Genomic DNA, 13884 nt, shown 5'->3' on the forward strand with positions numbered 1-13884 from the left:
AAATTTGAATTCCCAAAAAACAATTAGATACCAGTTGTTCTAAACTCTCTTAACCTACCATCTAAATGATTCTTTAAGAATTTTTGCATATGATAGTATGCGTGGTGGTCGTTGAATTAAACGTTCTCAGTCAAAGACAATAAATACTGAGGGTGACGGATAATTCACATAAGGTGCTAGGAGGGCCTAGAAGGCGATGGAAATCTCTAAATTATTCGATATTAGAATATCTAAAAAGCTTCCGATTTTATTTATAATTATCTCTGCGGTTTCTGTTGTTTCTGTGGGCGTGTTTAGTGTTTTCAATACGTCAGCAAGTCTTATGCATCAGGAAGAACAAACGTTAGTGGCGCTAGCGGAAGCTCGGAATTCAGCATTGCTGGATTATGTGAAGTCTATAGAAGAAGACATTCAGATTACTGCGGGCAATGGATATGTTCAGGATGCGATGTCAAGCCTTGCACTGGGTTTTCAAGATGAAAAGAGCCGACATGGCGACCCGCTGAAATCTTTACATGGTGTCTATATTAATGATTCAACAGCTGAAGCAACGAATGCGGGGGGGAACCCCGAGAAAATCGGCGAGAAGCATTTATATAACGGCCCAAAAATAGAAGGCTCTTACCATTCAGATCACCGTAGTTTTCACCCATGGTTCCGACAAATGCTAGAAGGTCGAGGGTACTACGATATTTTCCTTATCGATGTTGAAGGCAACGTTGTCTATACGGTTTTCAAAGAGCTTGATTACGCAACAAATCTTAATAACGGAAAGTATAAAGATTCCGGTTTAGCCCAAGCCTTTAAGGCTGCAATGAAAGACGCAAAAGCTGGGTCGCTCAACTTTATCGACTTTGCTCCTTATGCACCGAGTTATGGTGCTCCGGCTAGCTTTATGTCGACACCAATTATTTCAGCAAAGGGCCTTGAAGGTGTTTTGGTTTTTCAAATGCCGATTGATCGTATTAATAATGTTCTACAACAGCAAGCGGGAATGGGTGAAAGCGGCGAGACCTATATTGTGGGTTCGGATTACCTGATGCGTAGTGATTCCAGATTTGCAGAAGAATCAACAATATTGAAGACTGAGGTGAAAACCGAGACAGTTACCAAAGCCCTGAAGGGCGAAACGGGTATAGCAATTGTCCCTGATTATCGGGGTATAAATGTTTTGTCTGCTTATCAACCACTTGATCTTCACGGCGTTCGCTGGGCTTTGATGGCTGAGATTGACGAGGAAGAAGTTCTCGTGCCATCGCATACAGCCGGTTTTTATATTCTAATGATTGGTGTGGGTGTTCTTGTTCTTGTTGCGCTTCTCGGGTGGTATTTTGCGCGCTCTATTAGCAACCCTATTCGCCAATCAACGTCAGAAATGCTGATGCTAGCCAATGGTGATAAATCCTTTGAAGTATCCGGTGTGGGGCGTGCTGATGAAATCGGCGATATGGCTTCAGCACTGCAAACTTTCCAAGAGAATGCCATCAAGCAAGATCAAATGGCCCAGAAAGAGCAAGAGATGGTGGCATTGCGTGAGGAAAGAACCAAACGGATAGAAGAACTGGTGGCGCAGTTTGAAGCAGATAGTAATCAGATTCTAACGGGTGTGAGTGCTGCGGCGTCTCAGATGAACACAACTTCTGGCGAAATGTCTTCTGTTGCTCAGGATACAGCGGTTCGTTCAAATACTGTGGCTGCTGCCGCTGAAGAAGCATCAGTGAATGTGCAGACCGTTGCGGCTGCTGCTGAAGAACTAAGTTGTTCCATCGAAGAAATCAATCGTCAGGTTGGTGAATCAAGTAAAATTGCCAGTGATGCTGTTTCCAAGGCAGATGCAAATATTGCAACGATTAAGGGCTTGGAAGAAGCTTCGAACCGTATTGGTGAAGTTGTTGGCCTCATTTCTGATATTGCAGAGCAAACCAACCTCTTGGCATTGAATGCTACGATCGAAGCCGCTAGGGCAGGTGAGGCTGGTAAAGGCTTTGCCGTTGTTGCGAGCGAAGTGAAGAACCTTGCTAATCAAACGGCCAAAGCCACGGAAGAAATCAGTGGTCAGGTTGATGAAATGCAAAGCGTTACAAAAACAGCTGTTGTTGCGATTGAAGCAATTGGGAAAACGATTGAATCAATGAATGAGATCTCAGTCTCTATTTCTACGGCTATTGACGAACAAGGTACCGCGACACAGGAGATATCACGTAATGTTCAAGAAGCTTCGGCAGGTACAGCCGAGGTTACGTCGAATATGCAGGGCGTAAGTGAAGCGTCAACGCAGACCGGGAATTCTTCTCAGCAAGTATTGGAAGCGTCAGAGGGTCTGGCGCGCCAAGCTAATGATATGCGTAAAAGCGTTGAAGAGTTTATCCAAGGGATTCGAGCTGCCTAAGGAAAATTCTTAGGAAACTCTTCGAAGGCGGCAGGCGTAAAACCCGTCCATGCCGCCTTCGTCATGTCTATGACATGGCAAGCATCTAAGGTCACCCTCTTTAGTTAGCAAAGTTTGCAACCAATCAGCACTACCAAGCTCTTCGGGTTTGACGGGAACACGTTCGAAGCGAGTGCTATTTTTCTTGAGAAAACGCTCTATCTGGTATTGTCCTTCTTCAGGCTCAAGCGAACAGGTGGCATAAACAAGTGTACCGCCCGTCTTAATCATTTTGGCACAATTCTCAAGCAACTCACGTTGCAATTCAGCTAATGTTTCGATGTCTTCAGAGCGTTTAATTCGACCCAATTCAGGGTGTTTTCGCAAAGTGCCTGTTGCAGAGCAAGGAGCATCAAGAAGGAGAGCGTCAAACTCTTCATTTGGTAGCCAGGTTGTTGCATCGGCTTGAATGACTTCTGCGTCTAGTTGAAGACGTTCGAGGTTTTCATGAACCCGAGTTAGACGTTTAGCTGAAGAATCGATAGCCGTTACCTCTGCGCCAGCAGTGATGAGTTCGGCTGTTTTCCCACCAGGTGCGGCACAAATATCGCCGACCTTTTTGCCTTTTACTGATCCGAGTAACAAAACAGGAAGGCTTGCAGCAAAATCCTGAACCCACCAATGCCCTTCTGCGTAACCTTCAAGGAAGACAGGATCGCCCGTACCAGCGGGTAAACGGATAGATTTGCCGGACGTAACAATGCCACCGAGCTTTTCAGCCCATTCGTCCGGAGAGTCTTTTACGGTCAAATCCAATGGTGCTTCAGCAAGGTGACTGAGTGAAATCGCCTTGGCTGTTTCTTCACCATAGGTTTCGGCCCATTTTTTCCAAAGCCAGTTTGGCAAATTGTCCTGACTTTCGTCCATCTTGGCCAACATATCTTTGCCTTCGCGGGCAAGGCGGCGCAAAACAGCGTTCATGACGGGTTTATTGCCACTGAGTTTTGGTCCTCTGGCAAGGTCAAGGCTGGTGCTGACGGCTGCATGGGGTGGTGTGTCGAGATAAAGCAATTGGACGGCGCCTAAACGTATAATGTCACGGACGTCAGCCATTTTGGCAGGCAAGCGTCGCTTCATGCAGGCGTTGATAGCTTTATCAATTTGGCCTAGGCGACGCATAAGGGTCGAAATCAACAAACGGGCAAAAGCTCTATCGCGTCGTTCCATGCTTTCAAAATCAGCCTTGTTATTGTTCAGGGCTTCATCAAGGGTTTTCTGTTCCCGCATGATGTCTTTCAAAAGATTCAGAACGAGCTTCCTGGGGTTAACAGGTCGACCACTTTTGGGCCTGTTACCTGTTTTGTTTTTTGATCCAGCAGCTTTGTCGTGTTTGTTGTGTTTTTCAGTCATGGGCTAGGGTTTACCATGAAAATAGTGGGAAGAAAGAGCTATTTTTGCGCAGGTGCTATGTTCTTGATGAAATATTGGTAACAATACAGGTAAGCTGTTGTTTGAAAAAGGCGCGACAAGTTGCGTTATATCTTTTGGCTCGAAGGCTTGGCATTATCATCGTGACATGCCATATGAGTAGTTATGACAAGATCTTTTACGACACATACGCCTAATCAAAAAACTCGGAAGAATCATTTCCCGGCACCGGGTGATGTCACTTCTGGTGCGAAACGAAGGAAGGTTACGCCTGATGACCTTGATAAGGCCATGGAGGCGCGTCTTCAGCGTGAAAAACAGCTGATGGAAGGCTTGGATAAAAAGCCTGAAATTGGAGGGCCGAGTGGGCCAGAGCCAACGCGCTATGGTGATTGGGAGCGTAAAGGTATCTGTGTTGATTTTTAAATCATTTTCATCTGTATCGTTTCTAATACTTTAAAAGTCGGAGTACCAAATAGCTATGGAGCTTCTTAGCCCTTACCGTCGGCGCATTGATGATCTTGATGATCAGATCATGGAGCTTTTTTCTCAGCGTTTCGAGATTATTCGTGAAGTGGCAGAATTAAAAAACGAGCACAATATTCCAGCTGTACTCCAAGACCGTGTTGATGAAGTCCGAGAGAGAAATGCGAATACAGGTGTGGGAAAAGGCTTGGATGCGGACTTTGTGCGCAAGCTCTATACGTTGATTATTGATGAATCGTGCGATCTGGAAGATCGTTTGATGGGCAATAAAAAGTAGTTATCTCTCAGCTTGGTCTGGTTCTTAAGCCAAATCTTTTAAGTGGGCGTAAATTTACCAAAGCAACGCCAACCACCGTCATGGTCATGCCAATCAAGGCTGTAGATCTAAAGGTTTCATCATAAAGAACCCATGCCATGAGGGCCGCGGTAGGAGGCACAAGAAAGAACATGCTTGATACCTTTGAGGCCGCCCCTTTGCGGATTAAAATATAGAGCAGGCTTATCGCCCCGACAGACAGCACCACAACCAACCAGAACATGGCAAAGATCATTTCTCCGGTCCAGTTTATGGTCATGCTTTCAGTCGTATAAGCGATTATGCCCGTGGGAATTGAGGCGGCTGTATATTGAATAACCGCCCCGGTCCGTAAGTCCATCTCGCCACAAAAGCGTTTTTGATAAACGGTCCCAATTGATATACCAAACAGGGCAAGAACGGCGATGCTGACCCCCAATGGTGTGCCGAGGCCATTTTCAAGCTTTGCCCAGACGACCAGAATTACTCCGCTGACCCCTAGGAAAAGACCAATCCATTGTCTGAGTGTAATTTTTTCTTTCAAGAAAACACCAGCTGCAAAAGCTACTAAAAGCGGTTGAATTCCTACGATTAATGCCGCAACACCAGCCTGCAGGCCCAATTCAATAGATGCAAAAACACCCCCTAGATAGATTGCATGTAACAGTACGCCAGCCACCGCAATATGGACAGCTTGCATCAGATTCTTTGGCCATTTTGCTTTCCAGATCAATGAAATAAGTAGAAGCAAGCCCACTGCGATTAAGAACCGCGTGGTCAAAAGCGTCATTGTTTCTGCGTAGGGGAGGGCCATTTTGGCGAAAACAAAGCCTGTTGACCAAATCAAAACAAAGGTACAGGGCGCAAGTATAGCGAGGAGGTTCGAATTTTCTTGCGGTGTTTTGGTCATAGGGCTCGGCTTTTTATCGGATAGATAAACTTTCATAGCAAAGATCACTGTGTTCTGCAGTATTGATATTGTCAGGGTTCAATTTGTCGGGGTGCAAGCCATGATTTTTTCCTGAAAACTTGATAAATGGCTCTAATAATTTAAAAACTATACTGTAGGTATTGAGAGCCAATTATTGAGGTTAAAGATGGTTGGAAAACCAACAAATACTCCTTTGTTAGACGTGGTTTTGGATAAAACCAGTAACGAATCTCTTCAGCATCAGCTGTTCTCTCAATTGAGGGAAATGGTGTTGAATGGTCGTTTGCAACCAGGAGAAAGACTACCTTCTACCCGGTCTTTGGCAAAGGAATTGGCTTGTTCTCGCAACACGGTTTTGGGCGCTTTTGACCAGCTGCTTGCCGAAGGGTATCTGGAAGGGTTGAGTGGCTCTGGTACCTATATTTCGAATGAACTACCGGATGACATCGGTCTGGCATCTGCAAAGTCGTCTTCTTATCGCCAGGCGGCGTCGGATGCCAACCAGCGAGGGCTTTCCAAACGCGGAGAGCAACTGGCGATTATGCAAAAAGAGAAGCGAGCGCATAAAAACCATCCAGCATTTTCACCGGGTATGACGGACGTTGAATCCTTTCCTTTTCCACTTTGGGCACGATCTCTTTCCCGCACTTGGCGTTATCCAAAGGATGATCTGCTCAGGAACCCAGACCCTTGTGGGTATATTCCACTTCGTAAAGAGATCGCTGATTATTTACGTGTTGCCCGGGGAATAAAGTGTGACTGGCAGCAGATTATGATTACGTCTGGGGCTCGACAGGCGACTGATTTCATGGCGCGTATTCTTTTGGATTCAGGGGATACAGCCTGGTTTGAAGAGCCGGGGTATCCCGGTCTAAAGGGTCCACTGCATTCTGCGGGTATAGAGATGGCTTTTGTTCCCGTTGATGACGAAGGTCTTTCCGTTCAAGCTGGTCGATCAATGGCTGAAAATGCCCGAATGGCGGTTGTCTCGCCATCGCATCAGTATCCACTAGGTGTGGTGATGTCTTTAAGGCGACGCCTTGAATTGCTTGATTGGGCTGAAGAGAACGACGCATGGATATTGGAAGATGATTACGAGAGTGAGTTCAGGTTTTCAGGCAAACCGATTTCTTCTTTGCAAGGATTAGAAGCGGAAAGAAGAGGGCATACGCAAGGGGCGTCCCGCGTTGTTTATCTGGGATCTTTTTCCAAAGTTCTGTTTCATGTTTTACGGTTAGGATATCTCGTCGTGCCTGAGCATCTTGTCGATGCTGTTCGATTTGCGCGAATGTTGATGGATGAACGCTCTTCTCTGTTAGCTCAACCCGCGTTAGCCGATTTTATGGCGGAAGGACATTTTTCTTCGCATATCAGGCGTATGCGGAAAGTTTATGCGCAACGACAGAAAATGCTCGTTCAAGGAATAGAGAAATATTTATCTGATTATCTGGAAATAAATCCGAACATCGCGGGGTTACATATCACCGCTTATTTTACAGATACAGTAAGTGAGAAGACGACGGATCGTGAAATTGTTGCCGAAGCAGACAAGATGAATCTTTCGGCATCGCCTTTATCTCTTTTTTATAATAATAAAACGACTGCCAGGCAGGGTCTTCTATTGGGGTATGGAGCATGCCATCAGAATCAGATTGAATCCGGCTGTAAAAGGCTTGCAGCTGTTTTCAAAAAGATGACGGATTAAATGGGACTAATAAAACTCGAATTATAAGGGAAACAATAGCCTTGGCCTCTCCTTTTCTTTTTATATTTACCGCTGTACATATGAGTGCTGATGATGTGTACAGATTAATTTCAGGACCAATAGACTGTTATTTTGGCCCTATTGATGGTGGAACAGAATGAAACCCTTATGTGATTTTCCGCAAGCTGCAAAAAACCAGATTCGTTATGTCCTGACAGATATAGACGATACGGTAACGACAGATGGCCTACTTAGTGCTGAGAGTTATGTTGCTTTGGAAAATTTGAGCAAGGCGGGGTTCAAGGTTATTCCGATCACAGGGCGTCCCGCAGGGTGGTGTGATCATTTTGCCCGTATGTGGCCAGTTGATGCCATCGTTGGGGAAAATGGCGCATTTTACTTTCGCTATGAACATCATGCCAAAAAAATGACTTGCCGCTTTTGGAAAGATGCAGAAGAGCGTGCGCAAGATCGCAAGCGTATCAATCAGCTGCGTCAATCGATTCCGTTGGAAGTTCCTGGGGCTGGAATCGCATCAGATCAAGATTATCGGGTTGCGGACCTTGCCGTGGACTTTTGTGAAGACGTCATTCCGCTTGGTCAGGAATCAATCGACAGGATTGTCTCGCTGTTTGAAGAAGCAGGCGCCAAGGCAAAGGTAAGCTCAATTCATGTGAACGGCTGGTTTGGCGACTATGACAAACTATCCATGACCGAGGTTCTGTTCCGTGAAGCCTATAGCCTGGAGCTGGATCAGGTTCTGGATCAGGTCGTTTTTTCCGGTGATTCGCCGAACGACGCGCCGATGTTCGCGCGTTTTCCGCATTCCGTCGGCGTTGCAAATGTGAAGGATTTCGCAGATAGGATTCCCCATGAACCAACGTGGGTCACCAAAGAGCGGAGTGGCAAGGGGTTCGTTGAGCTTGCGAGCATGCTGTTGAGGTGATGTCTGAATTTGATCTTGATCTGCGCGCACTGGATATTTTTGTCACTGTTGTTGAAACGGGGGGCATGACAGCCGCTTCTCAACACAAGGATATTTCTCAATCTGCGGTTTCTCAGGCAGTGAGCGCTCTCGAGAAAAAAATGGCGGTGCAGTTGATGGATCGCTCGGTGCGTCCCCCGGCACTAACCCCGGCGGGGCGAACGCTGTTTGAGCGGGCAAAGTCGTTACTGGATACCGCTCGTGAAACATCCTTTCTTGTCAGGGCCTATCAGCAAAGATCTCTGCCGAGGTTGAATGTGGGAATGGTTGATTCCTTTGGCACGACGGTTGGCCCGCATCTGGTCAGCGGCCTGATGGATGAAGCTGTGGAGTGGTCCGTTTGGTCTGGTTTGACAAAGTTACACTTCAAACGACTCTTTACCCGCGAAGTTGACGTGGTGATAACCGAGGGCAGTATTCCGTCGGATGAACGCATTATTTCGCACCGCTTGTTGCAAGAGCCATTTGTTCTGGCGTTACCAGCCAGTTATGACAAGCCAGTTGAAAGCCTGAGCCAGTTGAATCAGGACCTGCCACTGGTGCGGTACAGTTCTCGATCGTTAACCGGAATTAATATCGAAAACCATTTGCGTTCGCTTGATATTATTGCACGGCGTCGGTTTGAGTTCGACACGGCAGATACGACTTTGGCAATGGTTGCCGTGGGCATAGGTTGGGCGATCACCACGCCGCTGTGTCTGTTGCAGGCGAAGACACATCTGAGCAATATTCGTTGTGAACCGCTTCCCGGCCCTGCTTTTTCCCGCAGTTTGATGCTGGCGACACGCCGTCATGAACTTGAATCGCTGCAAAAGATGATAAGCGATATATCTCGCGATACTCTTACACAAAGATGCATGCCGGAAATCGCGGCATTCGCCCCGTGGGTAACGGACAAGATTGAAATCGGCGAAGACTAACAAGGCCAAAATCATCAAATAGTGATCGGGCTGTTTTTGCTGTGAGCTAGAAAGTTCCTAGTTTGCTTCCCGCATGGACTTAATATAGCCAAGGGCATAATCAATGCCGGACCATGCTGTAACTGCCGTTGCGATTGCCAGCAGCCAGAAAGATACCTGAACGGTGTCCATATACTGGCTGAAAAAACCGCTTAGGGCGTAGAGGCCAACTGTCCAAACTTGTGCACAGGCCTGAACGATGGCTTTGATTTTTCCACTGGACCTTGCTGCCATTGTAAAGCCCTGTTGCTGGGCAAAGATTCGCAGGTAAGAAACAATGATATCGCGGGTAATAATGATGGCAACGAACCAGACAGGAATCCAACCGATCCCCAAGAAGCCGATAAAGACCATGGCGCGATAGAGGCTGTCACTCATGGGATCAATGATCATGCCCAGTTTGGTGACCTGTCCATAGCGACGGGCGATATGGCCGTCTGCCATGTCTGAAATCTCTGCGATCATCATGACGACGATAGCTGCAAGCAAATATGATTGCGTTCCCTGAAGGAGAAGATAAATGACGATAAAACCTGCGCCACTTCTAAACACACTAAGCCAATTGGGAAGATTCATGCTGTTGCTGCCCTTTGCATGAGATAGTTTCAAGGTCCTTTGGTGTCCGCTATCTCGTGAAAGGCGGATTTTTGTCCGTGGACTATAGATAATTTTGGTTTATAACAGTCGCTAAGAGCGGTCACAAGGATGATAAAACAAAGACCGTAAAAAAACGGAAACAAAGGGCGTTTGTAAAAGACTAAATGAGATTCTGGTTTAAGAAGAAAATTCACGCCCGAAATAAGAAGGAAACTATTGCTAGTTTGCTTCGTCTTCTCTATTTCCGTCTCGCAATTCCTGTTTTGAGGTCTGTAGACCAGCCTGAAATCGTTGCCCGTGGTGTCATGATGGGCTTGGCCCTTGGGATGACACCGACCGTAGGTATCCAGCTGTATAGTGTTTTTATTGCCTGGTGGCTTTGTCGGTATGTTTTTAAGTGGCAATTCAGTTTGATTATTGCCATGGCATGGTCCTGGCTTTCTAATCCCATCACGATGATCCCGCTTTATTATCTTTACTATATTACGGGTCGATTAATGCTGCTTGATTTTGATGGCGAGCAGGATTTCGAGAGCTTTTCGCGTATGATGGGCGAGCATCTGACGCTGGACGGGGGCATTTGGGAAACGGTGGTTGAGGTTACCCACTTTATGCTTGAGCAGGTTGGGACCTCAATTTTGGTAGGGTTTCTACCTTATAGCCTTGGTTTGGGCGCTTTGGGATACTGGGTGTCTTTTAAGCTGGCAACGCGTTATGCCGAGGCTCGTAAAAGACGTCTTGCCGGGTCTCGAGAGAAACTTAAGAATACCGAGCTAGAGAATTAAATCTCTTAAAATCAGCTGTTCAAAAATCAGAAATGAATAAGCCCAGAAATGAATAAGCCGGCAAGGGCGAATGGGGTTTGGTCTCGCTGACTTGCCGGCTATTCGGGTAACTAAGTGTGCTTGGTTAATAAACCAGCCTTATTAAGAAGCTGGTGCAATGTTGGTAACCAGATTTTTGCCTTCTTTTTCATCATAAGTCAGGACAACTTCTGTACCAGGCTCCAGACCTTCAACAGTCAAACCGTCGATGAGCTCCATAACTGTACCGTTTTCAAGAACGATTGTATTTGTTGCCGGGTCAGCTGTCATAACGCGGCCTGTCATTTCAGCAGCACTTGCGATGGATGCAGATGCGATAAGACCAAGAGCGATAACACTAGAAATTAATTTTTTCATTGTCTGTTCCTTTGTTGACAAATTGATTGCGTCGATGAGCAAAAGTTACGTTCTCAGCGGGCATTTGAGAAGGAACAAGAAGAGGGCAAAGTTGGGTGCATCTTTCAAACATTCCTGTGTCAGAAAAAAGGTAAGTGTCTGAAATATGGCAGCTATTGGATGTTGTGGTCATGATCTCTTTCGAAAAGTGGCAAAGGGGTGACATTTCGTTTGTAGGTTGCCATAATCAAGTCACTTTTATTTTGCAAGTTAGTGAAGTATTCGATCAAAAACATCATTAATGGAGATAAAAATGACTGAAATTATCGAAGGCGGATGTTTGTGCGGACAGGTTCGCTATCAGACGAGTTGTATAAAACCGCTTTTTAAAGTGAATTGCCATTGTCGCGATTGCCAAAAATTAAGCGGGAGCCCTTATGTTGCCGTGATGGGCGTGCCGGAAACCAGCTTTTCTGTCACCGGCGATTTGAATTGCTTTGAGCATCAGGGCGGAAGTGGTGGTGCAATGAAAAGTTATTGTTGTTCGAAATGTAACAGCCGAATCTACGGGACGCCGGAAATTGCCAAAGGCATGGTTTTGATTGTAGCAATGAGTCTGGATAATCCTGATTTTTATTCAGCTGATGCAGATATGTTTGTTAAACAGGCTGTATCCTGGGATATGATGAACAGTGACATTCCAAAGTTTGATGGTAGCATGTTCCAACGAGGGGGATAAAAATGAGCACTGACTTTCCCGGTTTTCCCAAAGCAGGGTTTGAGTTTCTCGACGATCTAAAAGAAAACAACACCCGGGATTGGTTCGCCGAAAACAAAGCGCGATACCGGGAAACGTTGCAAGATCATTTGCTGGACTTTATTCAGGCAATGGTCGAGCCCCTTGCTGAAATTACTCCTCATTTCGTGGCCGATGCCCGTCGCAATGGCGGGTCAATGTTCAGAATTCACCGCGATGTCAGGTTTTCGAAAGACAAGCGGCCCTATAAGGAGCATGCGGCGTGTCATTTCCGTCATTCATTGGGGCGGGATGCACACGCGCCGGGCTTCTATGTTCATCTGGCAACGGATGAAGTGCTGTATGGCGGGGGGATCTGGATGCCGCCAAGTGATGCGCTTTATATGATCAGACGCGCAATCGCTGATCGCCCAAAAGAATGGGAAAAGGTTTTATCAGACCCCAAAATACGTGATGTTTTCGGTGAAATCGGTGGCGATGGACTCAAGCGTCCACCAAAAGGTTTTTCAGCAGATGAGCCACATATCAAAGACCTTAAGCGGAAAACCTTTTTCCTCATGCATCGGACAACACCAAAAGCAGCTCAACGCCCCGAGTTTTTAAACGAAGTTGTTGAAGGATTTAAAACAGCAGCGCCACTGATGAGGTTTCTGTGTAAGGCTGTTGACGTTCCTTTTTAGGTGTATCAATGAGAATACTTAGGTGTAACGAACTGCAATCATCCATCTGAAACCACAATAAATTGTGACTAATAACTCAAACCATGATTTATAGCTGCTTAGTGCCAAAAGTGGATATTGTTTAGGGGTCTGAAACCACCGTGAGTCGTTTCTTAGAGAAGCCTTAGCTCTCCATATCCTCAATCATGCTTTCAGGAATTGGATAGATGACAGCAAAGCCTCCATCGGTGAACTCGTCAAGGTCGGCCAACGCTCTGAGCAACACGGGGCGCCAGTGGTTGCGGTGAAAAGCAGTGGTTTCAAACTGCGATTGGAGGAGTAGTATATTTCTAACACCTTCCTGCCCACTTTGCTTATAGTTAACATGAAGTGACGCAGCGTGAGAAGTCACGTAAGTGTTCACCTCTTGTTGATAACGATCATCCAGATTGAGAGTGTCGAACTGATTTAAAAGCTTTTCTGCCCATCCGTTAGGGAGCGCCGCAGTGGTGTCGATTGAGAAATAGACAACAAGGGCTTCATCTTGAATACTCACTACAACACGTAGAAATTCCACATTTGGTAGTACGTTATAGTACGGATGCAGGAACCCAGTGATACCCTCCTCGCCAAAGACTTCTTTCTTCTTATTGTTGCAAGGATGGCACATAGGAATAAGGTTGCGAGCATGGATTGCTAGCGGTTTGAATATCGATCGAGGCAGATGATGGTCCAGCTCATACGGAGCGCCAATTCCACAACTAGGGCACAGTTCTACTCCCTTGAAGAGGCGCTCTCGAAGAGAGTAAAGTATCCTTTTTTTCTGTGTTTTGTCGTAAGCGGAGTGGATCATTTCACAGAGTATCTGTTGCAATCTCTCACCTTTTAAACTATCGCTAGCCTCGCCGCTGTCGGCTTCATATTGATCATACAGTGCAACTATCTGCTCTACTTCATTATCTGTGATATCGTGGCCATGCCATTTTTTACGGTACTTATAGCGCCGAACCGACTTACGAAGATCACTACTGTCGCTGTCGCGCGATGGAGGCGGTAGATTTTTCATGACTTCCTAGCGAACTTTGATAAAACGTAAGCCCGAGCCTGCAGACTTAGACCAGGGTCATACAGTTCATCCACATCCTCGGGAGAGTCGCAACCTTCGATAAGCTTATCCAGAATCTCATGGTAATCTGTGCTGGATGCTGTTAGGCCAAATGTATCGTAAGTTAGAACTCCCAAGTTCTCTCCGAATGTTTCTAGTTTTGGCTGTCGCACCTCCAACTTTGAACCGGTGCGTTCGACACGGCGGACGTGCCTGGAGAGTGTTTCTTGCAGTAGAACAGGAGAGTGAGTTGCAACGATGCAAAATGCATTTACTTCGGTCAAAATGCGCCGCACGGAGTGCGTGAGTGCGGCCATCAACGGAGGATGCAGATGCGCCTCGGGCTCGTCGAACAAAATAAGTGAGCGTGGCCTTGCATTAGCAACAAGAGAGGCCACGAGGTGAAGAGCAATTTTGTGTCCGGTGCTCCAATCAAGGAAAAGCGATCT

General features: G+C 46.3%; 15 protein-coding genes. 9 read left to right on the plus strand and 6 right to left on the minus strand.

The window, feature by feature from the left end; all coding sequences use genetic code 11:
* The first annotated feature begins 196 nt into the window (after positions 1 to 196).
* Positions 197 to 2389, plus strand: a complete 2193-nt coding sequence (locus Q0241_RS18895; protein ID WP_299380640.1) for a methyl-accepting chemotaxis protein — start codon at positions 197 to 199, stop codon at positions 2387 to 2389.
* A 9-nt stretch (positions 2390 to 2398) separates the two neighbouring features.
* Here Q0241_RS18895 and Q0241_RS18900 read toward each other — a convergent pair whose 3' ends face one another.
* Positions 2399 to 3778: a transcription antitermination factor NusB gene (locus Q0241_RS18900; protein WP_299380642.1), complete on the minus strand. Its 1380-nt coding sequence runs from the start codon at positions 3776 to 3778 to the stop codon at positions 2399 to 2401.
* A 309-nt stretch (positions 3779 to 4087) separates the two neighbouring features.
* On the opposite strand from Q0241_RS18900, the gene Q0241_RS18905 reads away from it, so the two are divergent.
* Together Q0241_RS18905 and Q0241_RS18910 are read left to right on the plus strand one after the other, a co-directional pair.
* Positions 4088 to 4222 (plus strand): succinate dehydrogenase assembly factor 4, encoded by a 135-nt coding sequence (locus Q0241_RS18905; protein ID WP_299380663.1) that lies wholly within the window; start codon positions 4088 to 4090, stop codon positions 4220 to 4222.
* 55 nt (positions 4223 to 4277) lie between these two features.
* On the plus strand, positions 4278 to 4559 hold the full coding sequence (locus Q0241_RS18910; RefSeq protein WP_299380644.1) for a chorismate mutase: 282 nt from the start codon (positions 4278 to 4280) through the stop codon (positions 4557 to 4559).
* A gap of 7 nt (positions 4560 to 4566) precedes the next feature.
* On the opposite strand, the gene Q0241_RS18915 is transcribed toward Q0241_RS18910, so the two are convergent.
* Complete coding sequence (locus tag Q0241_RS18915; RefSeq protein WP_299380646.1) at positions 4567 to 5487, minus strand: DMT family transporter; 921 nt, start codon at positions 5485 to 5487, stop codon at positions 4567 to 4569.
* Positions 5488 to 5674: 187 nt separating this feature from the next.
* Between Q0241_RS18915 and Q0241_RS18920 the strand changes: the two genes are divergently transcribed.
* The 3 genes from Q0241_RS18920 to Q0241_RS18930 all read left to right on the plus strand — a co-directional run bounded on the left by Q0241_RS18920 (position 5675) and on the right by Q0241_RS18930 (position 9118).
* Entirely contained in the window at positions 5675 to 7213 is a 1539-nt protein-coding gene (locus Q0241_RS18920) for a PLP-dependent aminotransferase family protein (RefSeq protein ID WP_299380648.1), read from the plus strand.
* Positions 7214 to 7370: 157 nt separating this feature from the next.
* Positions 7371 to 8159 (plus strand): HAD-IIB family hydrolase, encoded by a 789-nt coding sequence (locus tag Q0241_RS18925; protein ID WP_299380650.1) that lies wholly within the window; start codon positions 7371 to 7373, stop codon positions 8157 to 8159.
* Positions 8159 to 9118: a LysR family transcriptional regulator gene (locus Q0241_RS18930; protein ID WP_299380652.1), complete on the plus strand. Its 960-nt coding sequence runs from the start codon at positions 8159 to 8161 to the stop codon at positions 9116 to 9118. Before Q0241_RS18925 ends, Q0241_RS18930 begins: the two co-directional genes overlap by 1 nt.
* Positions 9119 to 9175: 57 nt before the next feature.
* On the opposite strand, the gene pgsA is transcribed toward Q0241_RS18930, so the two are convergent.
* Entirely contained in the window at positions 9176 to 9733 is a 558-nt protein-coding gene (gene pgsA, locus Q0241_RS18935) for a CDP-diacylglycerol--glycerol-3-phosphate 3-phosphatidyltransferase (protein WP_299380653.1), read from the minus strand.
* 185 nt (positions 9734 to 9918) lie between these two features.
* On the opposite strand from pgsA, the gene Q0241_RS18940 reads away from it, so the two are divergent.
* A complete protein-coding gene (locus Q0241_RS18940) occupies positions 9919 to 10539 on the plus strand; it encodes a DUF2062 domain-containing protein (protein ID WP_299380655.1) in 621 nt (206 codons plus the stop codon).
* Positions 10540 to 10680: 141 nt separating this feature from the next.
* Here the strand turns inward: Q0241_RS18940 and Q0241_RS18945 are convergent, their stop codons facing one another.
* Positions 10681 to 10935 (minus strand): DUF1344 domain-containing protein, encoded by a 255-nt coding sequence (locus Q0241_RS18945; protein WP_299380656.1) that lies wholly within the window; start codon positions 10933 to 10935, stop codon positions 10681 to 10683.
* 292 nt (positions 10936 to 11227) lie between these two features.
* On the opposite strand from Q0241_RS18945, the gene Q0241_RS18950 reads away from it, so the two are divergent.
* Positions 11228 to 11653, plus strand: coding sequence for a GFA family protein (locus Q0241_RS18950; protein WP_299380658.1), 426 nt, complete (start codon positions 11228 to 11230; stop codon positions 11651 to 11653).
* Positions 11654 to 11655: 2 nt separating this feature from the next.
* Positions 11656 to 12351, plus strand: coding sequence for a DUF2461 domain-containing protein (locus Q0241_RS18955; protein ID WP_299380660.1), 696 nt, complete (start codon positions 11656 to 11658; stop codon positions 12349 to 12351).
* A gap of 163 nt (positions 12352 to 12514) precedes the next feature.
* On the opposite strand, the gene Q0241_RS18960 is transcribed toward Q0241_RS18955, so the two are convergent.
* Both Q0241_RS18960 and Q0241_RS18965 read right to left on the minus strand, forming a co-directional pair.
* Positions 12515 to 13396, minus strand: coding sequence for an HNH endonuclease signature motif containing protein (locus Q0241_RS18960; RefSeq protein WP_299380661.1), 882 nt, complete (start codon positions 13394 to 13396; stop codon positions 12515 to 12517).
* A partial coding sequence (locus tag Q0241_RS18965; RefSeq protein WP_299380662.1) for an AAA family ATPase occupies positions 13393 to 13884 on the minus strand: 492 nt, incomplete at its 5' end. The genes Q0241_RS18965 and Q0241_RS18960, both read right to left, overlap by 4 nt.

Origin of the sequence: uncultured Kiloniella sp. (assembly GCF_937128705.1) — a bacterium.
In the GTDB taxonomy this organism is placed as follows: Bacteria; Pseudomonadota; Alphaproteobacteria; order Kiloniellales; family Kiloniellaceae; genus Kiloniella.